The following is a 24,464-nucleotide window of genomic DNA, read 5'->3' on the forward strand; positions in this document are numbered from 1 at the left end:
GCCGCGGGATTGCCTACCCCGCGAGAAGTTGCCCTACCTCGCGAGAAGTTGGCCTACCTCGGGGCGATCAGTCGACCGGCTTCCACGGGCCGTGCTTGCCACCCGGCTCCTGGTTGCGGGTCCACCACTGCGCCTCGTACCGGGACCCGTCGTGCACCACGACGTCACCCGCGGTGAAGATCCGCGACGCCGTCCACACCGCCGTCCCGTCACCCGCCACCGCGATCTCCTGCCACGACCCCCACGGCGAGGCCCCGGGCGTCTCGGTCGTCCACCACGACGCCCGGAACACCGACCCCTCGAAGGACACCTCGTCCCCCGCGGTGTACACCCGACCCGCCACCCACGCGGGGGCGGCCAGGAGCGTGATCTCGTAGCCGGTCTCGGCGTCCCCGTCCTCCGAGGTCACCGTGACCGTCGCCGTGCCGGGCACGCCGTCGGCGTCGGTCACCGCCACCTCGGCGTACGGGTCGGTGGCCACGGCCTCGATCGCCGGCACCCCGTCGGCCACGACCTCGTAGGACGTCACCTCCGGGTCGAACCCGTCCAGGGGCTCGCCGTCGAGCGTCACCGCCGACGCCGTCGCGTCGGTGCCCGTCCCGGGAGCCTTCGCCAGCACCTCGATCTCGCTGACGATGAGGTGCGTCGCCTCGCGGGCCTCCATGACCACGCGCACCGACGCCGTCGCGACGTCGGCGGGCACCTCGACGACGGGCGCCGTGCTGCCGCCGGCGACGTCGACCGGGTCGCCGACCTGCTGCCACGTGCCGTCGACGAGCGCCTCGACCGTCAGGCTCCGCGGCCAGCTCTCCGCCGACCCGTCCCGGTAGAAGTGCGTCACCACACCGGTGACGTCGTGCTCGGCGGGCAGGGTGACCGTCAGCGTGTCGGAGGCGTTCTTGGTGCCCGAGCGCCAGTTCGACCAGCCCTTGTCCCCCAGGTCGCCGTTGACGACCCGTGACGCCGGGTAGCCCGGCTCGGTGTAGGTCGCCTCGGCGACCGTGCCCGGGGCGAGCGCCGCGTTCGTCGTCGCGGGCTCGGTGACCTGGACACGCACGGTGGCGTCCAGCTCCCGGCCCGCGCCGGCGTCGGCCGTGCCGGTCAGCTCGACCACACCGACGGCGTCGAACGCTCCGTCCGCGGCGTCGTCCCACGTCACCGGCCGCGGCACCTCGGTGCCGCCCTCGGCGACGGCCGTGACCGTCCCCGGGAGCTCGGGGGTGCCGCCCGCGTAGGCCTTGGCCCGCGCGGGGAGGGTCGCCACGAGGGTGTCGACGACGACGGTGGCCGACGCCTCGACGCTGCCGCCGCCCGGCAGGGCCACGGTGCCGGTGAGCTCCACGGTGCCGGCCTGCGCCCACGCGTCGTCCCCGGGCACGTCCCAGACCACGGGCAGCTCGCCGCGCGGCCCCTGCGGGTACACCGGGGTGACGGTGGCGGGCAGCTCGGGGGCGACGCCGGGCGTGGTGAACAGCTCGACGGGCTCGGCGCCGAGCACCGTGGCGTCGACGATCTCCCAGAGCTGGTTGGCGCCGCTGTTGGGTCCGTAGGTCCCCACCGACGAGCCGTCGGCGGTGGCCTGGCCACCCACCTCGAGCAGCGTCCCCGAGTCGGCGTTGACCAGCGTGTACTGCCCGCCGCCCGTGCTCGACAGGATCCAGCGGGCCGCCACCGGGGTGTCGGCCGCGTCGGCCGGGGCCGCCACCAGCACGGCGGAGGTGTCGCCGTCGACGGCGAGCAGCTCGCCGGTGCCCACGTTCGTCACGGCGTACCGCGCGCGGTGCGAGCCGGAGCCCTCGGGGGCGCCGAGGTCGGTGAGCGTCCACAGCTGGTCGGCCGCGGCGGCGTCGTCGGTGGAGATCTGCAGCCCGTCGGCGGCCGGTGCCAGCGAGCGGTCGGACTGGACGCCGTCGATCCGGTAGACGTGTCCGTCCTGCGCCAGCGGTGCGTCGTCGGATACCCCGGACACGCCGTCGACGACGAACGTCGTCACCGACTCGGCAGGGACCGTCAGCGTGGCGGAGGCCGCGCCGTCGTGCGTCGTGACCTCCACCGGCGAGCCCTCGGTGAGGTAGCCGTCGACGTCGGTGACCACCGGGGTGACGCTCGCGCCCTCGGCGACGTGCCCGAACCCGGACAGGTCGAGCGTGACGGACTCGGCCTGGGCCGCATCGTTGACGTGGACCACCGTCGCGCCGGTGCCGTCGCCGCGCACGGCGGCGGTGCTGCTCGTGTCGTCGACCCCGATCAGGCGGTCTCCCGGCGTGATGTAGTGCGTGAAGTTCTGCGTGACCCAGTACTTGGTGTTGGTGTAGATCGGGCAGGTCTCCAGCGTGTCCTCGGCGGTGCAGGAGAACGGGATCTGGATCTCGCCCCAGTTGGCGCCCTCGGCGCTCTCGCCGCCCGGCGCCATGTTGTCGTAGTCCTCGACCGGCTGCCAGAACACCCAGGCCGAGGGTTCGAGCTCGCGCAGGTCGTCCATGATGTGCTGCGCGCTGCCCAGGCCGGACTCCATCGACACGAAGTCCTGGCCGGTGCTGGACCAGGACCCGCCGACCTCGCTCATCCACAACGGCTTGTCCGCGGCCTTGGCCAGGTCGCGCACCGTGGTGCGCTGACCGGTGCCGTAGGTGTGGACGTTCAGCTGCGACACGAGGTCGCGCACGTCGTCCGGGTAGGCGTTCCAGTTCTGCGCGAACGTGCCCGGGTTGGTCTCGTCCATCGCCGAGATCACCGCGTCGGTGCTCGCGCCGTCGAGCGCCTCGGCCAGTGCCGGGATCACCTGGGTCTGCAGGGCGGGCGACATGTGCGCGCCCTCCTGCCGGCCACCGGTCGGGTCGCCGTCGTCGCCGAGCTGCGTCCCCCAGTAGCTGGTGTTCGGCTCGTTGAACGGGTCGATGGTGTCGACGTCGATGCCGTGGGCGTCCTCGAGCCGTTCGGTGACGCCGACGAGGTAGGCGGCGAAGTCGTCGATGCTGTCGGTCTTCAGCTGGTCCGCACCGGCGTCGAAGTTCCCCGAGACGTACCCGGACTCCGTCATGAACCAGGGCGGGGAGTTGCTGAACGTCTCCCAGTGCGTGACGTCGTCCTTGATGCGGTCCACCCACCAGCGCTGCGTGGCGTCGGCGTCCGCGTCCCAGTCGGACGCGTCCTCGGGGTCCCACCAGTCGACGTCGTCGCGCGTGGTGCCCTCGGGCGCGGACCACCAGCCGTCGACGGCGCCGCCCGCGCGCAGGTAGTCGGGCACGTCGGGGGCGTTGCCGCCGCCGATGTTGTACCGGGCGATGTTGAGGCCGAGGCCCTCGTCGCCGAAGACCATGTCGGCGAGCCGGTTCCTGATCTCGTCCGGGTAGTCACCCGTGGCGTTGGCGAACCACACGAGGCTGGTCCCCCAGCCCTCGAACGGCTCGCCCGCGTAGGACGGGTCGGGCCGCACGGTGACGGACGGCCCGCCGTCCGCGGCGGTCGGTGCGGAGGTGGGCGCGGCGGCCGGTGCGGTGGCCGCCGCCGCGGCGCCCGCGGGGCTCGCCGCCAGGCCGGCGGCCAGCAGGCCGCCCGTCAGGGACGCGACGACGCGTCGGTGTCGTGGTCGTGCCGTGTTCTGCCAGGAGCTCATCGATGAGCCTTCCTCTCGCCTCGGTGCGAATCGGTCTCGAACAGGTCGTGCAGGTCGTCGGGGTGGTGCCCGCGACCCCGCCTCGGCGGCGGGGCCGCGGGTGCTCTGGGGTGCTCAGGAACGCTCGCGGGGACGCGCCAGGACGACGACGCCGCGCGGCGCCAGCGTGTCCTGCGCGGCTGCCGTCCCGGCACCGTCGTCGGGCGTCGTGCTCACGAGCCGTTCGCCGGCCAGCCCGGTCAGGCCGACCGGCTCGTCGGTGCGGTTGACGAGGAACCAGTACTCGGCCTCGGCGGACCGGCGCACGGTGAGCTCGACACGGCCCCGCAGCGGCTCGGGCAGCTCGCTGCCGACCCCTGCGGCGTCGAGCAGCCGTCCGAGCAGCGGGCGGATCCCGGCGGCGCCGAGCCGGGTGGACACGTACGCCGCGGACCCGGCGTCGACGGGCCGCCGTGTCACCGCGGCCCGGCCCGCCTGCTGCCCGTCGAGGTAGCGCGCGAGCACCTCGGTGCCGGGCCGCACGTCGATCCGGTCGGACCACAGCGTGCCGACCGACCCGTCGTCGAGGCGCACCGCGTCACCGGCGTGCAGCGGGTTCAGCTCCTCGATGCGGATGCCGAGCAGGTCCCGCAGGGCACCGGGGTAGCCGCCCAGCCAGACGTGGTCGTCGCCGTCGACGATCCCGGAGAAGTACGTCGTCACGAGGTGCCCACCGGTGCGCACCCAGCGCTCCAGCCGGTCCGCCAGGGCGGTGGGGACCACGTGCAGCACCGGCGCGACGACGACGTCGTAGTCCGCGAGGTCCGTGCGGCCGTCGTCGAGCCCGGCCACCGTCACGACGTCGGCGCGCACCCCGGCGTCGAGGAACGCCTCGTACCAGTCGAGCGCCTCGGCGCGGTAGCGCAGGAGCTCGGTGGGGTGGGAGTCCAGCTCGGAGGCCCACCAGGAGTCCCAGTCGAACAGGATCGCTGCCCGCGCCGGGGCCCGGCGGGACCCGACGACGGGCGCCAGGTCCGCGAGGGTCCGTCCGAGGGCGACGACGTCGCGGAACAGCGCGGAGTCCTCACCGGCGTGCGGCACCATCGCCGAGTGGTACTTCTCGGCGCCGGCGGCGGACTGCCGCCACTGGAAGAAGCACACCGCGTCGGCGCCGTGGGCCACGTGGGTCAGCGAGTCCCGCGCGAGCTCACCGGGTCGCTTCGGGACGTTGACGGACTGCCAGTTGACGGCGCTCGTGGAGTGCTCCATGAGGAACCACGGGCGTCCGCCCGCCAGGCCGCTGGTCAGGTTCGCGGAGAAGGACATCTCCGCCCGGCCCTGCGGCCCGGGCTGCAGGTAGTGGTCGTTGGACACGAAGTCGATCTCGGGTGCCCACGAGGCGAAGTTCATGCCCTTCGTCTCGCCCATGACCATGAAGTTGGTGGTGACGGGGATCTGGGGGGTGTACCGCCGCAGCAGGTCACGCTCGGCGCGCAGGTGGTCGCGCAGCGCGTCCGACGAGAAGCGCTTGAAGTCGAGCTGCTGGGTCGGGTTGGGGTACGACGCCGCCAGGCGCGGGGGCAGGATCTGCTCCCAGTCCGTGTAGCGCTGGGACCAGAACGCCGTCCCCCAGGCGTCGTTGAGACCGTCCAGCGTCCCGTAGCGGTCCCGGAGCCAGGTCCGGAACGCGGCCGCGGCGTCGTCGGAGTAGTCCTCGACGTTGTGGCAGCCGAGCTCGTTGCTGACGTGCCAGGCGGCGAGCGCCGGGTGGTCGCCGTAGCGGTCGGCCATCGCCTCGACGAGGGCCAGCGCGTACCGGCGGTAGACCGGCGAGGTGGGCCGCCACTGCTGGCGGCCGCCGGGCCACAGGGTCTCGCCCGTACGCGTGACCGGCAGGATCTCGGGGTGCAGGGTGGTCAGCCACGGCGGCGGGGACGCGGTCGCGGTGGCGAGGTCCACGCTGATCCCGTGGGCGTGCATGAGGTCCATGACCTCGTCGAGCCAGCCGAAGTCCCAGGAGTCCGGGGCGGGCTGCAGGCGGGCCCAGGAGAAGATCGCGACGGAGACGACGTTGACGCCGGCGGCCTGCATGAGCCGCGCGTCCTGCGCCCAGACCTCGCGGGGCCACTGGTCCGGGTTGTAGTCCGCCCCGTAGGCGATCCGCGGCGAGACGGTCCGCTCGGGTCCGGCGAGCAGACGGCGTTCGTCGGTCATGGGTGCTCCTGGGTGCTGCGTGGTGGGTGAGGTGGGCCGGGCCCGGGGCGGACGGACCGCCCCGGGCCGCGGCGTCGGGTGCTGCTACCGGGTCACGGGTTGACGGTGAAACCCTGGTCGTTGCCGTAGGTCACGGACTTCTCCTGCCAGTCCGCGAGCCCCTCGTCGAGCGTCGTGCCGGAGACGTAGGCCTGGCCGACGGTGTCGTTGAAGATCGAGTTGGCGTAGACCTGGAAGGGCAGGTACTGCCAGCCGTCGACGACGTCGGCCGCGGACTGGGCGAGCACCTCGTTGACCTTCTGGCCGCCGAAGTAGTCGAACTCCTTGTCCTGGAACTCGTCCGACTCGAGCTCGGCGGTCGTGGCCGGGAATGCGCCGCCGTCCACGCGGGTGGCCACGCCGTCGCCCGCGTTGGCGTACTCGATGAACGCGTAGGCGAGCTCGGCGTTCTGGCTCGCGGCGGGCACAGCGAGGGAGGAACCGCCGTTCTCCGCCGTGGCGTGCGCACCGGCCTCCCACTGCGGCATCTCGGCCACGCGCCACTGGCCCGAGGCCTGCGGCACGCCGGACTCGAGGTTGGCGGGCATCCAGGCGCCGATGGTCAGCGTGGCGATGCTGCCGTCGCCCAGGCCCTGGTACCACTCGTCGCTCCAGGAGCTGACGGGGGCCAGGAGGTCCTCGTCGATGAGCTGCTGCCACACCTCGGTGAACCGCGTGGTGCCCTCGTCGGTGAAGTCGACGGTCACGTCGGTGCCGTCCACCTGGTAGGGCTGGCCGCCGGCCTGCCAGATCATCGAGGTGGTGAACCCGGCGTCACCGGTGTCGTTGGCGATGTACGCCTTCGGGTCGGCCTCGTGGATCGCGCGCGCGGCCTCGAGGTACTCGTCCCACGTGGTGGGGACGTCGACGCCGGCCTCGTCGAAGACGTCCTGGTTGTAGAACAGCGCCATGGGACCGGAGTCCATCGGCAGCCCGTAGACGCCCTCGCCGCTGTGCACCGCGTTCCACGGACCCGTGGTGAAGGTGCCGTCCAGGTCCGCGGCACCCAGCGGACCGAGGTCCGTCAGGTTCTCCGCGATCGCGAACTGCGGCACCGCGTAGTACTCGATCTGCGCCACGTCGGGCACGCCGTCGCCGGCGGCGATGGCGTTCTGCAGCGCCGTGTACTGGTCGTTGCCGGTGCCGACGTTCTCGAGGTTCACGGTGACGTTCGGGTTCTCGGCCTCGAAGTCCTCGACCACCTGCTCCAGCGTGGGCTCCCAGGCCCAGACGGTGATCTCGCCGCCGGTCTCCAGGACGGAGGCGGTGTCGACGGCCTCGGCGTCCGAGCCGGCGTCGTCGCCGCCCCCGGAGCAGGCGGCCAGGGCCAGGGAGGCCACGCCGAGCAGGGCTGTGGCCTGCAGGACGCGACGGTGCGGTGCGGTCATGAGTGTGTCCTCACTTCGTTGTTCGGTGCGAGTGGTACAGGGCGTGCGGGTGGTGCCGGTGGCCGTCATTCCTTGACGCTCCCGGCGGCCAGACCCGACTGCCAGTAGCGCTGCAGCAGCAGGAAGGCCGCCACGAGCGGCAGGATGGTCAGCAGCGACCCGGTGATCACGAGGTTGAAGATCGCCTCGCCGCCGGCGGTGGCGGCCTGCGCGTTCCAGGCGTTCAGGCCCAGCGTGAGCGGGTACCAGGTGCTGTCGCGGAGCATGATCAGCGGCAGGAAGTAGTTGTTCCAGGTCGCGACCATCGTGAACAGCAGCACGGTCACGATCCCCGGGGCGAGCAGGGGCAGGCTGATCCGGAAGAAGGTCCGGAACTCGCCGGAGCCGTCCATGCGGGCGGCCTCGAGCAGCTCGGTGGGGATCGCCTCGGCGGCGAACGTCCACATGAGGTAGAGCCCGAACGGCGAGATCAGCGACGGGATGATCACCGACCACGGGGTGTTGGTCAGGCCCATCTGGCTGAACATGAGGAACGTCGGCACGGCCAGGGCGGTGCCCGGCACGGCGACGGCGCCGATGACGACGGCGAACACCCAGCGCTTGCCCGGGAAGTCGAACTTGGCCAGCGCGTAGCCGCCGAGGATCGCCAGGAACGTCGCGCCACCGGCCCCGAGGACCACGTAGAGCAGCGTGTTGCCGAGCCAGCGCACGAAGATGCCGTCGTCGTAGGTCAGCGTGTCGGTGATGTTCTGCCACAGCGCGAAGTCGCCGCCGAACCACAGGCCGAACGAGGAGAACAGGTCGGCCTGGGTCTTGGTGGAGTTGACCAGGAGCCACGCGAGCGGGACCAGCGAGTAGAGCAGGACGACGCCGGTCAGGACGGTCAGCAGCGGGCTGCGACGCCGGCGTGGTCGATCGGGGCGCGGGGTCCGCAGGCGGGGCCCGGGGCGGCCGGAGGAGGTGACGGCAGCGGCGCCGGGGGTGCCGGGAGCAGCGGTGGGGTGCGTCATCGTCACGCCTCCTTGCGCATGCCGCGCAACTGCACCACGTAGGCGATCACCATGGTGATCAGGCCCATGATGATGGCGACGGTCGCGGAGTAGTTGTACTGCTGCCCGGAGAACGACAACGAGTAGGCGTACAGGTTCGGGGTGTACGACGTCGTGATGGCGTTCGGTGCCAGGCTCTGCAGGATGCTGGGCTCGTTGAAGAGCTGGAAGCTGCCGATGATCGAGAAGATCGTGGCGATGACCAGCGCGCCGCGGATCGCGGGGATCTTGATGGCCCGGATCACCTGCCACTGCGTGGCGCCGTCGATCTCCGCGGCCTCGTACAGCGAGTGCGGCACGACGCGCAGCGCGGCGTAGAAGATCAGCATGTTGTAGCCGACGAACTCCCAGGTCACGATGTTGCCGATCGCGGCGAGGATGAGGTCGGGCGACAGCGGGTCGGGGATCGACGTCCCGAGCAGGTCGTTGAGGTTGCCCACCAGCCCGAACCGGGTGCCGTACATGAACCCCCACATCAGCGAGGCGACGACGGCGGGGACCGCGTAGGGCATGAAGATCGAGATGCGGAAGAAGCTCGTGCCGTACAGGCGGCCGCCGTCCAGGGCGAGCGCCACCAGCAGGGCGATGCCGAGCATGATCGGGACCTGCACCACGAGGAACAGGGAGACCCGGCCCAGGCCCTCCCAGAACAGCGGGTCCTCCAGCGCACGCCGGTAGTTCTCCAGCCCGACGAAGGACGTGCCGCCCACCAGCTGGGTGCGGAACACCGACAGGTAGAGCGAGTACACGATCGGCGCGAGGAAGACCAGCGCGAACACGAGCATGAAGGGCCCGATGAACTGCCAGCCGGTCCACCGGCGCCGCCGGCGCCGCAGGGGGCGCTCCGTCGGCGCGGTGGCGGCGGCCACCGGTGGGGACGTCGTCATCTTCCTCTTCTCCCTCGAAGCAACCGCAGGTCGGCGGCCCGGGCGATGTTGACGTCAACATCGAGGACCCGAGCGACCGATGTTTACGTAAACATGGACTACGGTGATGGTGCACCCACCGGACGGCGGACGTCAACCCGGGACGGCGGGTACTCTCCGGGAGACCCGGGACACCGACGACAGGAGCCAGCACGTGAGCACGACGGCCGCCGACACCGCGGCGGCGGACGAGCCCGCCCGGCCTCGACGCGGCCGACCCGTGGGCAGGGTCCAGCGCGTCTCGATGGCCGACGTCGCGCGGCTGGCCGGCGTGTCCTCGCAGACCGTCTCGCGGGTGTCCAACGGCCACGCCGGCGTCGTCGAGTCCACCCGCCAACAGGTCCTCGACGCCATGGTGCAGCTCGGCTACCGGCCCAACAGCGCCGCCCGCGCGCTGCGCAGCGGACGGTTCCGCACCATCGGCGTCATCCTGTTCTCGCTGTCGACCACCGGCAACGTGCGCACGCTGGAGGCCGTGGCGACGTCGGCCGCCGCCCACGGCTACGCGATCACGATCCTGCCGGTCGAGGCCCCCACGGAGGGTGACGTCCGCGGCGCCTTCACCCGCCTCGGCGAGCTCGCCGTCGACGCCGTCGTCCTCCTCATGGAGGTCCACCTGCTCGACGCCGCGAACCTCACGCTGCCCACGGGAGTGCCCGTCGTCGTCGCCGACTCCGACGCCGACGAACGCTACCCCGTGGTCGACACCGACCAGGCCGACGGCAGCCGCACGGCCGTGCAGCACCTGCTCTCGCTCGGGCACCGCACCGTGGTGCACCTGGCCGGGCCGGCCGAGTCGTTCGCGAGCCAGCGCCGCGAGGACGCCTGGCGCCGCACGCTGCAGGAGGCCGGCCGGGAGGTGCCGGCGCCCTACCGGGGCGACTGGAGCGCGCAGTCCGGGTACGACGTCGGCCGCGAGATCGCCCGCACCGACGCCACCGCCGTCTTCGTCGCGAACGACCAGATGGCGCTCGGCCTGCTGCGCGCGCTCGCCGAGGCCGGCCGCGACGTCCCCGGCGACGTCAGCGTGGTCGGGTTCGACGACCTGCCCGACGCCGTGGCCTTCCGTCCGCCGTTGACGACCATCCACCAGGACTTCGCCGAGGTCGGACGGCGTTGCGTCGAGCTGGTGCTGCGCCGCCTCGCCGACGGGGGCTCCGACGGCGAGCACGGCGCCACGCTCGTGCCGACCCGCCTCGTCGAACGCGCCAGCACCGCTCCCCCGCCCGCCTGACGGGCCACCCAGCCGTTGTGGGCGTGAAATCTACCGCCCGGACGCCGTGCCAAGCGGCATATTTCACGCCCACAACGGGGGCGCGGGGGCGCGGTGCCGGGTTGTCGGCGGGTCAGAGCTCGAGCAGCATCCGGGTGTTGCCCAACGTGTTCGGCTTCACGCGGGCCAGGTCCAGGAACTCCGCCACGCCGTCGTCGTGCGAGCGCAGCAGCTCGGCGTAGACCTCCGGGGTGACCGGCGCGCCGTCGATCTCCCGGAAGCCGTGCGCGGCGAAGAAGTCCACCTCGAACGTCAGGCAGAACAGCCGCCGCAGGCCCATCCGGCGCGCCCGTAGGATCAGCTCCTCGACCAGCGCGTGCCCCAGGCCGCGTCCCGTCCACGTCGGGTCGACGGCCAGCGTACGGATCTCGGCCAGGTCCGCCCACATCACGTGCAGCGCACCGCACCCCACCACCCCGGCCTCCGCACCGGCGTCGGCCACGAGGAACTCCTGGACCGACTCGTAGTAGGCGACCCACTCCTTGGCCAGCAGGATGCGGCCGGCCGCGTAGGGCTCGACGAGGTCGTGCACGGCGCGCACGTCCGCCGGCACGGCGGGCCGGACGTGGAACGGCGCGGCGGGGTCCCCAGGCACGCCAGTACCCTACGCGGCGGGCCCGCCGACCCGGCGGAACCACGGTCCCGGACGTGTCACCGGGCGCCCGCCAGCCGTGCCGCGGTCAGCTCGTCGAGCACCAGGTCCGTGACCACCCCGGCGGCGAGCGCCGCCCGCAGCGGTGCGACCTTGTTGTCCCCGGCGGCGACGCACAGCCGGCGCGGGTAGCGCACGAGCTGGTCCGGCGTCGGTCCCGTGGCCCGGGCGTTGATCGCGATGTCCCGGAACGTGCCGTCCCCCCGCAGGAACACCGTGCACACGTCACCGGCGACGTCGTCGGCCTCGAGGGCCGCGACGTCCTCGGGGTCGAGGTAGCCGGCCGCGTACACGTGCGACGGCGTACCGCCCACGAGCGAGCCCACGGAGAAGACCGCGACGTCGGTGCGCGCCTGGACGTCCAGGACACGGCGCACGGATCGTTCCCGCCACATCGCCTCGCGGGTGGCGGCGTAGTCGAAGAACGCCGGCACCGGGAAGTAGTGCGGGTGCGCCTCGAACGGGCCGGCGAACCGGTCGAGGATCTCGCCGGCGTAGCCGACGCCGGAGGTCCGGGTGTTCGCGGCCCCGTTGAGCTGGACGACGGCGGCGCCCCGGGTGGGCTTGGCGGTCAGGTGGGCGGCGACGGCCGCGACGGTGGTCCCCCAGGCGACGCCGAGCACCATGTCCGAGTCGAACCAGCGTGTGACGAGCCGCGCGGCGGTGCGCGCCACCTGCTCCAGGCGTTCGGCCTCGTCCGCGCCGTCGGGCACCGGGACGACGTAGACCTCGACACCGTGCGCGTCGGCCAGCCGCCGCCCGAGCCCGGGTGCACGGGTGTGCGCCGGTCGCAGCGTGATCTCCACGACGCCGGTCTCCCGCGCCTGCTTGAGCAGCCGGGACACCGTGGACCGGGAGGTGCGCAGGTGGCGCGCGATGGTCTCCATCGTCATGTCCTGCAGGTAGTACATGGTCGCGGCCATCACGAGGTCGCGTTCGCGAGAGGTGGTCACGCCCCCAGTGTGACGTCCGCGACGTCGTCGTGCACGTTCGTGCACTCCGGTTGCGAGAACGTTCCCGTGATGTTCCCGTGGGGGAAGCCGAACGAAGGAGCACCACCGATGGCCAGCACCCGACTGACCGCCGAGTCGCGGTCCCGCGCGCTCGACGCGCTCGAGGCCTCGCAGACGTCGCGCAACGAGCTGGACGTGCTCGTCGTCGGCGGTGGCGTCACCGGCGCGGGCATCGCGCTGGACGCCGTCACCCGCGGCCTGTCCACCGCCGTCGTCGAGGCCCAGGACTGGTCCGCCGGCACCTCCAGCTGGTCCAGCAAGCTCGTCCACGGCGGTCTGCGCTACCTGCAGATGCTGGACTTCTCCCTGGTGCACGAGGCGTTGACTGAACGCGACCTGCTGCTCAAGGAGATCGCCCCGCACCTGGTCAAGCCCGTGCCGTTCCTCTACCCGCTCGAGCACCGGGTCTGGGAGCGGGCCTACGTCGGGGCCGGCATCGCCCTGTACGACACCCTGGCCTCCGTCGCGCCCGGCAAGCGGGCCATGCCGCTGCACCGCCACCTCTCACGTCGCCAGATCGCCCGCAAGTTCCCCGACCTGGCGCACGAGGCCGCCATCGGCGCCGTGCAGTACTGGGACGCGTCGGTCGACGACTCCCGGCTCGTCGCCACCCTGGTACGGACCGCCGTCGACTACGGCGCCCACGCCGCCTCCCGCACCCAGGTCGTCGAGCTCACCAAGAGCGGGACCGGGGCGGTCAACGGAGCCGTCGTCGTCGACCTGGAGACCGGCCGGGAGATCACCGTCCGGGCGCGCCACGTCATCAACGCGACCGGGGTGTGGACCGAGGACACCGAGGCCCTCGCCGGGGACGAGGGCGGGCTGCGCGTGCTGGCCTCCAAGGGCATCCACATCGTCGTGCCGCGCGAACGCATCAAGGGCAAGGTCGGCCTGATCCTGCAGACCGAGAAGTCGGTGCTGTTCATCATCCCGTGGTCGCGGTACTGGATCATCGGCACCACGGACACGCCGTGGGAGCAGGACCCGGTGCACCCGGTGGCCACCGCCGCCGACATCGACTACGTGCTCGACCACGCCAACGCCGTCCTGGCGCACCCGCTGTCCCGGGACGACATCATCGGCACCTACGCCGGGCTGCGCCCCCTGCTGCAGCCGGGCACCAAGGAGGGCACCGGGTCGGCCAAGGTCTCCCGCGAGCACACCGTCGCCTCCCCCGCGCCCGGGCTGACCGTGATCGCCGGCGGGAAGCTGACGACGTACCGCGTCATGGCCTCCGACGCCGTCGACTTCGCCATCGGCCAGCGCGCCAACGCGCTGCCGTCCGTGACCGCGCAGATCCCCCTGGTCGGGGCCGTCGGGCTGCAGGCGGTGCGCCGCCAGGCTCGCGCCTGGTCGCAGCGCTACGACTGGAGCCCCGCGATGGTCGACCACCTGCTGCACCGGTACGGGTCCGCGCTGCGCGAGATCGTCACGCTGTGCGAGGAGGACCCCTCGCTCGCGGAGCCGCTGGAGCACGCACCCGCCTACCTGCGCGCGGAGATCCACTACGCGGTGAGCCACGAGGGTGCGCTGCACCTGGAGGACCTGCTCCTGCGCCGTACCCGGCTCGTCTACGAGTCGGGTGACAAGGGCCGGGCCGCGCTGCCCGAGATCGCCGACATCGCCGCACCCCTGCTGGGGTGGGACGACACCGCCAAGCAGGGCGAGATCGACGCCTACCTGGCACGTGCCGACGCGGAGGACGCGGCCGCCGCCGAACCCGACGACGCCGCCGCAGGCGCTGCGCGCGGCCGGGCCGGCGACGTCGCCTCGATGCAGCCGCTGCGCACCTGACCAGACCCGGTGCGGGACCGACCCGCGCCGTCAGACGACCCGGTACACCCCGGGGAGACAACGAAGTCCGACCAGAAGGTGAGAACGACGATGTCAACGTGGGAGATCTTCGTCACCGAGTTCCTCGGGACCATGATCCTGCTGCTCGGTGGTGCCGGCGTGGTCGCCAACGCCATCCTGCCCAAGAACAAGGGCTTCAACGGCGGCTGGCTGATGATCAACTTCGGCTGGGGCCTCGCGGTGTTCGCGGGCGTGTACGTCGCCTTCGGATCAGGCGCGCACATCAACCCGGCCGTGACGTTCGGGATCTGGGCCAGCGGCGCCGAGGAGTTCGGCCCCGGGATCCCGGTCACGGCGTTCAACGGGTTCATCTACGTCACGGCCCAGATCGCCGGCGCCGCGATCGGTTCCGCACTCGCGTTCCTGGCGTACAAGAAGCACTTCGACGAGGAGGCGCCGCCCGAGGTCAAGCTCGGCGTGTTCTCGACCGGGCCGGAGATCCGCTCCTACGGCTGGAACTTCGTCACCGAGGTCATCGGCACGTTCTTCCTGGTGTTCCTCGTGCTCTCGTTCGGCAACTATCCCGGCGACCTGGGTCCGCTCGCCGTGGCCCTCATCGTGGTCGGTATCGGCGCCAGCCTCGGTGGCCCCACCGGGTACGCCATCAACCCGGCGCGTGACTTCGGCCCCCGGATCGCCCACGCGCTGCTGCCGATCAAGGGCAAGGGCTCCAGCGACTGGAGCTACTCCTGGGTCCCGGTCCTCGGACCGATCGTGGGCGGCGTCCTCGCCGGCCTCTTCGCCCCCCTGGTCGCCTTCGGCTGACCCGCACCGCCCCGGCGCCATGCCCGGCGGCGGCCGGCCGCCGACCGACCGCCGCCGGCCCGCACCGACACCGCAACGACGCACCGCAACGACGCACGAACGACACGAAGGATTGAGACCTCATGGCTGACTACGTCCTCGCCATCGACCAGGGCACCACCAGCTCGCGTGCCATCGTCTTCGACCACTCCGGCCGCATCGTCTCGACCGGTCAGCTCGAGCACGACCAGATCTTCCCGAAGGCCGGCTGGGTCGAGCACAACCCGGAGCAGATCTGGAGCAACGTCCGCGAGGTCGTCGGCCTCGCCCTGACCCGCGGCAACATCTCCCACGAGGACCTGGCCGCCGTCGGGATCACCAACCAGCGCGAGACCGCCGTCGTCTGGGACAAGAACACCGGCAAGCCGGTCTACAACGCCATCGTGTGGCAGGACACCCGCACCCAGGCGATCGTCGACGAGCTCGGCGGCGACGAGGGCCCCGAGAAGTACAAGTCCGTCGTCGGCCTCCCGCTGGCCACGTACTTCTCCGGCCCCAAGATCAAGTGGATCCTCGACAACGTCGAGGGTGCGCGGGCCGCCGCCGAGAACGGCGACCTGCTGTTCGGCAACACCGACACCTGGGTGCTGTGGAACATGACCGGCGGGACCGAGGGCGGCGTGCACGTCACCGACGTCACCAACGCCTCGCGCACCATGCTCATGGACCTGGAGACCCTGAGCTGGCGCGAGGACATCGCCGCGGACATGGGCATCCCGCTGTCGATGCTCCCGGAGATCCGGTCGTCGTCCGAGGTGTACGGCCGGGGCCGCCCCCGCGGGATGGTTCCCGGCGTCCCGATCGCCGGCATCCTCGGCGACCAGCAGGCCGCCACGTTCGGCCAGGCCTGCTTCGAGGTCGGCACCGCGAAGAACACCTACGGCACCGGCAACTTCATGCTGCTCAACACCGGCACCGAGAAGGTGCCCAGCGAGAACGGCCTGCTGACCACCGTCTGCTACAAGATCGGCCAGGCGGACCCGATCTACGCGCTCGAGGGTTCCATCGCCGTCACCGGGTCGCTGGTCCAGTGGCTGCGCGACAACCTCGGGCTGTTCGACGACGCGCCGGACATCGAGTACTTCGCGAACAAGGTCGAGGACAACGGCGGCGCCTACTTCGTCCCGGCGTTCTCGGGACTCTTCGCCCCGTACTGGCGGCCCGACGCCCGGGGCGCGCTCGTCGGCCTGACCCGGTACGTCAACCGCGACCACATCGCCCGGGCGGCGCTGGAGTCCGTCGCGTTCCAGACCCGCGAGGTCGTCGACGCGATGAACGCCGACTCCGGGGTGGACCTGACCGAGCTCAAGGTCGACGGCGGCATGGTCGCCAACAACCTGCTCATGCAGTTCCAGGCCGACCAGCTCGGCGTGGACGTCGTGCGGCCCGAGGTCGCCGAGACGACGGCGCTCGGCGCGGCCTACGCGGCCGGTATCGCCGTCGGGTTCTGGCAGGGCGAGCAGGACGTCCGCGACAACTGGGCCGAGGGGCAGCGCTGGACCCCGTCGATGGCCGACGACGAGCGCGAGCGGCTGTACCGGCAGTGGAAGAAGGCCGTGACGAAGACCTTCGAGTGGGTGGACGAGGACACCAAGTAGTCCGATGCACCTCACCCGGCGGCCCTGTCCACGCCGTCCCGCCCTGACGGGGGGATGACGTGGTCAGGGCCGTCGTCGTGGGTGGCGGTGTGGGCGGCCTGACGGCGGCAGTCGCCCTGCGCCGTCGGGGGTGGGACGTGCTCGTCCTGGAGCAGGCGGCGTCGCTGGAGCCGGTCGGCGCCGGGATCGCGCTGGCGCCCAACGCCGTCCGCGCACTGGGCGCGATCGACCTGGGCGACCGGCTGCGCGGTCTCGCCTCCCTGCAGGGCCAGGTCGGTATCCGCCGGCCCGACGGCGCCTGGTTGATGCGCGGCGACGCGGCGGCGGCCGGCCCGGACCCGACCCTCGTCCTGCACCGCGCGCAGCTCGTCGAGCTGCTCGTCGACGTGCTCGGTGAGGGGTCTCTGCGTCTCGGTACGCGGGTCACCGGCATCGAGACCGGCGGGACCGACGTCTCCGCCGTCGTCACCGCCGACGACCGGACCTGGGAGTGCGACCTCGTCGTCGCGGCGGACGGCATCGACTCCCCGACCCGGGCCGCGCTGTTCCCGGACCATCCCGGCCCGGTGTACGCCGGCGCCACCGCCTGGCGGTTCGTCACGCCCGGACCGGTCACCGTGGAGGCCGCCGAGACCTGGGGGCCCGGCTCCGTCGTCGGGACCGTCCCGCTGGCCGACGGCCGGGTCTACTGCTACCTGACCGCGACGCTGCCGCCGCGGACCCGGTTCGACGACGAGGCCGCGGAGCTGCGACGACGGTTCGCCGGGTGGCACGCGCCGTTGCCCGCGCTGCTCGCCGACCTCGATCCCTCCCAGGTGCTGCACCACGACCTGCGCCGGCTGCGCACCCCGCCGCCCCGGTTCGACGTCGGGCGCGTGGCGCTGCTCGGCGATGCCGCCCACGCCATGACGCCGAACCTCGGCCAGGGTGGCGCCCAGGCGATCGAGGACGGCGTCGTGCTGGCGACCGCGCTCGGCATCCCCGAGCGTGACGTCTGTCCGGGGCTGGCGTCGTACAGCGTCCAGCGCCACGACCGCACCCGACGGATCGCCCGGGCCTCGGCCCGCGTCGGGGCGGTGACCACCTGGCGCTCGCCGGCTGCCGTGGGCCTGCGGGAGCTGGGGCTGCGGACCGTGGGACGCCGGGCCATGTCCCGGGCGGCGGACCGGCTGGACTGGGTCCTGGGCTGGCAGCCGCCCGCCTGACGGCCGCGAGCCGTCCGTCTCTGCGGGGCGGCGCGCGATCCGTACCCTGGTCGGGTGAGCCCCACGAGCAGCCGCGAGTACACGATCCCCGGCGTCCACGTCACCGACCGCACCCTCACGGTCCCCCTCGACTGGACCGCACCCGCCGACGACCGCACGCTGAGCGTGTTCGTGCGCGAGCTGGTCGCGCCCACGAAGCGGTCCGAGGACCTGCCGCTGCTGGTGTTCCTCCAGGGCGGTCCGGGCGGCAAGGGGCCGCGTCCCACCGGCGCCGAGGGCTGGGTCGGCGAGGCCCTGAAGCGCTTCCGGGTGGTGCTGCTCGACCAGCGCGGCACGGGGCGGTCGACGGCGGTGCGGGCAGGGGCATTGCAGCGGCTCGGCTCCGCCGACGTGCAGGCGGAGTACCTGTCCCACTTCCGCGCCGACTCGATCGTGCGCGACGCCGAGCACGTGCGGCACACCGTGTACGGCGGACGACGCTGGTCCACGCTCGGGCAGTCCTACGGCGGATTCCTGACCCTCACCTACCTGTCGTCCGCACCCGACGGGGTGGCGGCGTCGTACGTCACGGGCGGTCTCGCGGGGCTCGACGCGAGCGCCGAGGAGGTCTACGAGCGCACCCAGACCCGCGTCGTCGTCAAGAACGGGCAGTACCGCGAGCGCTACCCGGCCGACGTCGAGCGGATCGGGCGGATCGCCGACCGGATCGCCGCGGGAGACGTGCGCCTGCCCGGTGGGGACCTGCTGAGCGTCGAACGGTTCCAGTCCCTCGGCATGGCGTTCGGGATGGGCCCCGGGTTCGAGCGGGTGCACTGGATCGTCGACGAGGCGTTCGACGACGGCACCCCGGACGAGCTGACGGACACGTTCCTCGCGGAGGTCGAAGCCGCGACGTCGTTCGCCACCAACCCGCTCTACGCCGTGCTGCACGAGTCGATCTATGCCCAGGGCCCGGGGCCGACGGCGTGGGCGGCCCAGCGCGTGCGCGACACCGACCCGGCGTTCGCCACGAGCGCCCGCCCGCTGCTGTTCACGGGAGAGATGATCTTCCCCTGGATGTTCGACCAGATCGCCGCGCTGCGACCGTTCCGCGAGGCGGCGCAGGCCCTCGCGGCCCGGGGCGACTGGCCGGACCTGTACGACACGGAAGTACTGGCGACCAACGAGGTGCCGCTGGAGGCCGCGGTGTACTTCGACGACATGTTCGTCGACTCCGGCCTCTCCCTGGACACCGCGGCCCGCGTGGGTGAGGCCCGCGCCTGGGTGACGAACCAGTTCGAGCACGACGGACTGCGCGCCGGCGACGTGTTCACCACGCTGCTGGACCGCCTCGACGCCCGCGGCGGTCCGCGCGCCGCCACGCCGAGCTGACTAAGCGCCGTCGAGCGTCTCTGTTCCCACGGAATCATCGGCTGTCGGCAACCACACAGAGACGCTCGACGCTCCTGACCTCTCCCTAGGCTCCCGAGCGACGCACTACCTCGCGGAACGGCTCCAGCCCCTCCGCGCCGAGCGCCGGGCCGACGACGTCGATCGCGGCGTCGGACGCCGCCACCACTTCCGCGCACGGCAGGCGGAACCCGGGCGGCCCCGGAGCCACGGCCCGGATGTCGGCTGCCGCCGTCCCGAACACGATCCGCCCGACGCCGGACCACACGAGCGCCGCCGCGCACATCGGGCACGGCTCACCGCTGGCGAACATCGTCGACCTTGCGACGGCGTCGCGATCCGCCGCGGCCACGGCCCGGACCGCGTCCAGCTCGGCGTGCGACGTCGGGTCACCGGTCTGCGCGGCGGCATTGCGGCCCGTGGCGAGCACGCGCCCGTCGGCGGCCACGAGCACCGCGCCGAACGGCTTGTTGCCCTCGGCCTGCGTCTCGCGGGCGATCTGCAGCGCCGCGGCCAGGTGCGCCCGGTCCACCGGGGACAGCTCCACCGCACTCATGCCGACAACTCTACGGAGAGCCCGCGCCCGGCCGCGCGAGCGGCGTCCACGAGCAGCCGACCGATCACGACGTCGAGCAGACCGAGGCCGACCGAGTTGAACAGGGTGATCTCCTCGGCGTGGCGCCGTCCGGGCGCCAGGCCGGCGACCACGGCCCCGAGCTCGAGCCCGAACGCCGACCGGTCCACCGCACCGTCCGCGATCGCCAGCAGCGCGTCCCCCGACTCGCCCAGCGCGGTGGACACCGAGTCCACGACGACCCGCGAGCGCGCCATCGCCTCGCCGTCGACCTCCCGGTGGTCCGGCCGCGGCGGCGCGCCGACGACGTTGACGTGCAGCCCGGGGTGGAACCACTCCCCCCGCACCACGGGTTCACGCGACGGCGTCAGCGTGCACACGACGTCGGCCGGCTCGACGGCACCGGCCGGCGAGTCCACGCGGGTCACCTTGATCTCCGGGTGGCGCGCGCCGACCCCGTCGACGAACGTCGCGGCCGTGGCGTCCGAGCGCGTCCAGAACAGCACCTGCTCCAGCGGACGCACCGTCGCGACGGCGCTGACGTGCTCGAGCGCCAGTCCTCCGGCACCCACCAGTCCCAGGACACGAGCCGACGGCGGGGCGAGCCAGCGCGTGGCGACGGCGCTGGCCGCGGCGGTGCGCAACCGGGTGGGCAGGCCGCCGTCGAGCACGGCGACCGGTGCGCCGTCGTCGGCGTCCGCCAGCACGAGCACCGAGCGCTGCGCGGGCAGCCCGCGGTCCCGGTTGGCGGGGATGTCGGCGAGCAGCTTCGACCCGGCGAGCCCGGCGCGGCGGGACACCGCCGTCATGGGCAGGAAGTGCGCGGCGTCGTCCACGGCGGCCACGGCGAGCGGGGCCTGGGACGCGGACCCCTCGGCGAGGTCGGCGAACGCCTGCTCGACGGCGTCGACGACGGCCGCGGGCGTCACCAGCCCGGCGAGGTCGGAACGGGTCAGGACGAGCGGCACGGGAGCTCCAGGGATCGGGCGGGAGGTGAAGGACGGCAGGGACGGGCCGCGAGCGGCGGTCACGCGGCCCTCCCCTGCCGCACGAACGCGGTGTTGAGCCCGGCGGGTGGCCGGCTGTGGCTGACGAACCCGGCCACGGCGAGCAGCGCCAGCACGTAGGGCAGCATCACGAGCAGGGCGAACGGCACGTCGACGCCGAGGGCCGGCAGCGTGAACTGCAGCGCCTGGGCGAGCCCGAACACGACGGCGGCGACGGCGACGCCCACGGGGCGCCAGCTGCCGGCGATGACGGCGACGACCGCGAGGTAGCCGGTCCCGGCGGTCATGTTGTCGGTGAAGGTGTGCACCTCGGACAGCGCGAGCTGCGTCCCCGCGAGGCCGGACAGCAGCCCGACCACGAGCACCGCGGCGAACCGCACCTGCAGCACCGGGATGCCGGAGCGGTCGGCGCTGGCGGCGTCCTCCCCCACGGCGTCCACGGCGAGGCCCCAGCCCGTGCGCCGCGAGGTGAGGATCGCGAGCAGGACGACGACGGCGATGAGCACGTAGGCGAGGCCGGTCTGGCGGAACAGCGCGGGCCCGAGGACGGGGATGTCGGCCAGCAGCGGGATCTCCACCCGGGAGAAGCCGGGCACCGGCGCGCCGCGCTCCAGCAGGAGGCGGGCGCCGAACGTGGTGCCGGCCAGGGCGAGGGCGTTGGCGGCCAGCCCGGTGACGATCTGGTCGGCCCGCAGGACGACGCTGAGCACGGCCTGCAGCACTCCGACGAGCAGCCCGGCGACGGCGCCGCAGGCGACGCCGTAGAGCGCCGAGCCGCTGGAGGTGGCTCCGACGACGGAGGCGAACGCGCCGGTGAGCATCATGCCCTCGACGCTCATGGTCAGGACGCCGGCGCGTTCGCCGACGAGCTCGCCGCTGGCGGCGACGAGGACGGGGACGGCCAGCGCGATGCTCGCGACCAGCAGGTCGGTCAGGGTGGGGATCACGGGGCGACCTCCGGTGCGGGGTGGGCGGCGGTACGGCCGATGGTGCGGGAGCGCCACCACGGACGACGGGTCCGGGTCGTGCGGCGCACGGTCCAGATGGCGGTACCGGCGACGCCGAGGATGATGAGGCTCTCGGCGATCTGGGTGATGGAGGCGGGCACGCCGGCGGCGAGCTGCAGGTTGATGCCGCCGGAGACGAGGAACCCGAGGGCAGCGGCGATCCCGACGGCGGCGGTGAAGGAGCCGCGGGCGAGCAGCCCGACGACGAGCCCGGAGAACCCGTACCCGGAGGCGAGCCCCTCGTCGAGCACGTAGGGCACGGAGGCCACGAGGACTCCCCCGGCGACGCCGGAGGTGGCGCCTGCCGTGGTCAGCGCGGAGAACCGCAGGCGGTCCACGGGCACGCCGAGCCGACGGGCGGCCGGTCGGGAGCGGCCGACGGCCTCGAGCCGGACGCCGGTGGCCGTGCGGCGCAGCACCACGGAGCCGACGACGGCGCCCGCGAGCGCCAGCACGACGGCGGCGGTGGCCGGGGAGTCCGGGAGGCCGAGCAGCGGGAGGTGGGCGGCCTCGACGAGCGGGGAGGACTGCGGCAGGGTCTCGGAGCTGGTGACGGGTTGGCGCAGGAGGGCTTCGGAGTGGATGGACAGCACGAGCACGGCGACGCCGACGAAGTTGAGCAGCAGCGTGGTGATGACCTCGCTGACGCCTCGGCGCACGGCGAGCCAGGCGGCGATCGACGCCCAGGCGGCGCCACCGGCCGCGGCGGCGAGGAGGAGCAGCGGCAGGGCGACGGCGGCGGGGACGCTCGGTGGCAGCGAGGTGCCGACGGCGGTCGCGGCCACGGCCCCCACCGCGATCTGCCCCTCGCCGCCGACGTTGACGAGGCCGGCGCGGTGCGCCACCAGGAACCCGGTGGCCACGAGCAGCAGCACGGCGGCGACGTTGAGCGAGGACCCGATGGCGTACGGGGTGCCGACCATGCCCTCCCACAGGGCGGTGGCGGCCTCGGCGGGGGTCGCCCCGGCGAGGGCGGCCAGTCCGGTGCTGACGGCGAGCGCCCCGAGCACCGCGGTGAGCGGGACGAGGACGGGTCGGGCGTCGAGGAGGCGGTCACGCCAGGTGGGACCCGAGGGCGCGGCCGGTGCGGGCGCCGCGGGGCCGCCGTCGTCGCCGGGTGGCGGGACGACGGCAGTGGTCGTGGAGGTCGGGGCGGTCATGCCGGGGCTCCCGTCATGAGGTGGGCGACGCGGTCGCGGGCGTCGGGGGCGTCGGTGGGTACGGGTCCGCGCAGGGCGCCCCGGTAGGCGACGTGCACCTGGTCGCACAGGACCAGCAGCTCCGACAGCTCGCTCGAGACGACGAGCACGCCGACGCCGGCGTCCGCCGCCGCGCGCAGGTGGGCGACGACGTCGTCCACCGCGCCGAGGTCGAGCCCTCGGGTCGGCTGGGCGGCGACGACGCAGCGCAGCGGGTCGAGGCTCAGCTCGCGGGCGAGGACGGCCTTCTGCTGGTTGCCGCCGGACAGCGAGGATATCGGGGCGTCGAGGCTCGCGGTGCGCACGTCGAAGCGCTCGGTCAGGTCGGCCGCGGCGGCGCGCAGGGCGCGGCGGTCGAGCAGGCCGAACCGGCGGAAGCGGTGCAGCCGGCCGAGCAGCAGGTTGGTGGTGACGCTGAGCCCGGTCACGACGGCCTCGTGGTGGCGGTCCTCCGGGACGACGCCGAGCCCGAGCGCCGTCCGGCGGCGTGGTCCCGCGCGGGTGACGTCGGCGCCGTCGAGCAGCACGGTCCCGGCCGAGGCGGGCAGCGCCCCGGACAGCGCGGCGACGAGCTCGCTCTGCCCGTTGCCCTCGACACCCGCGATGCCCACGATCTGGCCGGGGCGGATCTCCAGGTCGACGGCGTCGACGCGGCGTGCCCCGTCGGCGTCGTCCACCGTGAGCCCCTGGACCGTGAGGACAGGGTCCCCGGTCGCGGGGGCCCGCACCCGCGTGCCGGACCGTGCGGGTACCTGGGGTCCGCCGTCGTGCGACGGGCCGGCCGCGGGCACGACGCCGACGCTCGCGGCGAGCAGCGGGTCGAGGCTGGTGGCCTCCCGCCCGACCATGAGGCCCACGAGATCGGCCGACGTGAGCGCCGGTGCGCCCGGCGTCCCGGCACTCCCTTCGCGGGCCAGGGTCCCGCTGCCGGCGACCCGCCCGCCGCGCAGCACCGTCGCCCGGTCGCCGACGCGCATGACCTCGCCGAGCTTGTGGGTCACGAGCACGACGGCGGTCCCCGCGGCGGCGACGCGCCGGCACGTGGCGAGCAGGGTGTCCACCTCCTCAGGGCCCAGGACGGCCGTCGGCTCGTCGAGCAGCAGGATCATGGGGTCGTCGAGGAGGGCCTTGACGATCTCGACCCGCTGACGGGCCCCGACGCTGAGGGCCTCGGCCCGTGCGCCCAGGTCGACGTGCAGGTCGAGCGTGTCGGCGATCGCGGCGAGCCGTGCCGCGAGCCCTGCCCGGTCGGGGCGCAGGCGGCGCACGCCCCGACCGAGCAGCAGGTTCTCCTGGACCGTGAGGGTGGGGACCAGGGAGAAATGCTGGTGAACCATCGCGACCCCGCGGGCGAGCGCGTCGGCCGGGGAGGAGGGGGCGAACGTCTCCCCGTCGAGGAGCACCTCGCCGGTGGTGGGCGGCAGCGAGCCGAACACGATGTTGCACAGCGTGGACTTGCCGGCGCCGTTCTCGCCGAGCACACAGTGCACCTCCCCGGCGGCGATCTCGAGGTCGACGGCGTCGAGCGCGGTATGGGTCCCGAAGACACGGGTCACGCCCCGCAGGGCGAGCGCGGGTGACGCTGCCGTGCCGTCGTCGTGGTCGCGTGCCGGGGCCGGCGGCAGGGTCGTCGTCATGGTCGGCACCTCTCGGTCGTCCGGGTGGGTCGCGATCGTCC

General features: G+C 73.2%; 18 protein-coding genes. 6 read left to right on the forward strand and 12 right to left on the reverse strand.

The genetic code is table 11. From position 1 onward, the window contains the following. Positions 1-67: 67 nt before the first annotated feature. The 5 genes from ACIQLL_RS01440 to ACIQLL_RS01460 form a co-directional block, all read right to left on the reverse strand. Complete coding sequence (locus tag ACIQLL_RS01440) at positions 68-3,616, reverse strand: RICIN domain-containing protein (protein ID WP_402462224.1); 3,549 nt, start codon at positions 3,614-3,616, stop codon at positions 68-70. Positions 3,617-3,730: 114 nt separating this feature from the next. Further along, positions 3,731-5,809 carry a beta-galactosidase gene (locus ACIQLL_RS01445; protein WP_402462227.1) on the reverse strand — a complete coding sequence of 693 codons (2,079 nt, stop codon included), beginning with the start codon at positions 5,807-5,809 and terminating at the stop codon, positions 3,731-3,733. A 92-nt stretch (positions 5,810-5,901) separates the two neighbouring features. After that, on the reverse strand, positions 5,902-7,236 hold the full coding sequence (locus ACIQLL_RS01450) for an ABC transporter substrate-binding protein (RefSeq protein ID WP_402462230.1): 1,335 nt from the start codon (positions 7,234-7,236) through the stop codon (positions 5,902-5,904). 65 nt (positions 7,237-7,301) lie between these two features. Then, positions 7,302-8,246 (reverse strand): carbohydrate ABC transporter permease, encoded by a 945-nt coding sequence (locus ACIQLL_RS01455; RefSeq protein ID WP_402462233.1) that lies wholly within the window; start codon positions 8,244-8,246, stop codon positions 7,302-7,304. A 2-nt stretch (positions 8,247-8,248) separates the two neighbouring features. Then, positions 8,249-9,172: a carbohydrate ABC transporter permease gene (locus tag ACIQLL_RS01460; protein WP_402462236.1), complete on the reverse strand. Its 924-nt coding sequence runs from the start codon at positions 9,170-9,172 to the stop codon at positions 8,249-8,251. A gap of 193 nt (positions 9,173-9,365) precedes the next feature. Between ACIQLL_RS01460 and ACIQLL_RS01465 the strand changes: the two genes are divergently transcribed. Then, a complete protein-coding gene (locus ACIQLL_RS01465) occupies positions 9,366-10,445 on the forward strand; it encodes a LacI family DNA-binding transcriptional regulator (protein ID WP_449768903.1) in 1,080 nt (359 codons plus the stop codon). Between the two features lie 112 nt (positions 10,446-10,557). Here ACIQLL_RS01465 and ACIQLL_RS01470 read toward each other — a convergent pair whose 3' ends face one another. Together ACIQLL_RS01470 and ACIQLL_RS01475 are read right to left on the reverse strand one after the other, a co-directional pair. Next, the gene (locus tag ACIQLL_RS01470) at positions 10,558-11,079 is read right to left on the reverse strand and encodes an amino-acid N-acetyltransferase (protein WP_402462239.1); all 522 of its coding nucleotides are present in this window, start codon (positions 11,077-11,079) and stop codon (positions 10,558-10,560) included. A 56-nt stretch (positions 11,080-11,135) separates the two neighbouring features. Continuing rightward, positions 11,136-12,089: a sugar-binding transcriptional regulator gene (locus tag ACIQLL_RS01475; protein WP_402462241.1), complete on the reverse strand. Its 954-nt coding sequence runs from the start codon at positions 12,087-12,089 to the stop codon at positions 11,136-11,138. Positions 12,090-12,197: 108 nt separating this feature from the next. Here ACIQLL_RS01475 and ACIQLL_RS01480 point away from each other — a divergent pair, with 108 nt between their 5' ends. The 5 genes from ACIQLL_RS01480 to ACIQLL_RS01500 all read left to right on the forward strand — a co-directional run bounded on the left by ACIQLL_RS01480 (position 12,198) and on the right by ACIQLL_RS01500 (position 18,981). Beyond that, the gene (locus ACIQLL_RS01480; RefSeq protein WP_402462244.1) at positions 12,198-13,943 is read left to right on the forward strand and encodes a glycerol-3-phosphate dehydrogenase/oxidase; all 1,746 of its coding nucleotides are present in this window, start codon (positions 12,198-12,200) and stop codon (positions 13,941-13,943) included. A gap of 90 nt (positions 13,944-14,033) precedes the next feature. Then, the gene (locus ACIQLL_RS01485; protein WP_402462247.1) at positions 14,034-14,768 is read left to right on the forward strand and encodes an MIP/aquaporin family protein; all 735 of its coding nucleotides are present in this window, start codon (positions 14,034-14,036) and stop codon (positions 14,766-14,768) included. Between the two features lie 122 nt (positions 14,769-14,890). After that, positions 14,891-16,405 (forward strand): glycerol kinase GlpK, encoded by a 1,515-nt coding sequence (gene glpK / locus ACIQLL_RS01490; RefSeq protein ID WP_402462250.1) that lies wholly within the window; start codon positions 14,891-14,893, stop codon positions 16,403-16,405. Between the two features lie 59 nt (positions 16,406-16,464). Further along, positions 16,465-17,610, forward strand: coding sequence for an FAD-dependent monooxygenase (locus tag ACIQLL_RS01495; protein ID WP_402462253.1), 1,146 nt, complete (start codon positions 16,465-16,467; stop codon positions 17,608-17,610). Between the two features lie 54 nt (positions 17,611-17,664). Beyond that, positions 17,665-18,981 (forward strand): alpha/beta fold hydrolase, encoded by a 1,317-nt coding sequence (locus ACIQLL_RS01500; protein ID WP_402462256.1) that lies wholly within the window; start codon positions 17,665-17,667, stop codon positions 18,979-18,981. Between the two features lie 85 nt (positions 18,982-19,066). Here ACIQLL_RS01500 and ACIQLL_RS01505 read toward each other — a convergent pair whose 3' ends face one another. From ACIQLL_RS01505 to ACIQLL_RS01525, 5 genes are read right to left on the reverse strand one after another with little or no spacing between them, the layout of a single operon-like run. Then, complete coding sequence (locus ACIQLL_RS01505; RefSeq protein WP_402462259.1) at positions 19,067-19,555, reverse strand: nucleoside deaminase; 489 nt, start codon at positions 19,553-19,555, stop codon at positions 19,067-19,069. Further along, entirely contained in the window at positions 19,552-20,604 is a 1,053-nt protein-coding gene (locus ACIQLL_RS01510) for an ornithine cyclodeaminase family protein (RefSeq protein ID WP_402462262.1), read from the reverse strand. Before ACIQLL_RS01510 ends, ACIQLL_RS01505 begins: the two co-directional genes overlap by 4 nt. Continuing rightward, a complete protein-coding gene (locus ACIQLL_RS01515; RefSeq protein ID WP_172153328.1) occupies positions 20,601-21,527 on the reverse strand; it encodes an ABC transporter permease subunit in 927 nt (308 codons plus the stop codon). Before ACIQLL_RS01515 ends, ACIQLL_RS01510 begins: the two co-directional genes overlap by 4 nt. After that, entirely contained in the window at positions 21,524-22,747 is a 1,224-nt protein-coding gene (locus tag ACIQLL_RS01520; protein ID WP_402462266.1) for an ABC transporter permease, read from the reverse strand. Before ACIQLL_RS01520 ends, ACIQLL_RS01515 begins: the two co-directional genes overlap by 4 nt. Beyond that, entirely contained in the window at positions 22,744-24,423 is a 1,680-nt protein-coding gene (locus ACIQLL_RS01525) for an ABC transporter ATP-binding protein (protein WP_402462269.1), read from the reverse strand. Before ACIQLL_RS01525 ends, ACIQLL_RS01520 begins: the two co-directional genes overlap by 4 nt. Positions 24,424-24,464: the final 41 nt, after the last annotated feature.

Source organism: Isoptericola aurantiacus, assembly GCF_044769875.1.
GTDB lineage: Bacteria > Actinomycetota > Actinomycetes > Actinomycetales > Cellulomonadaceae > Isoptericola > Isoptericola aurantiacus.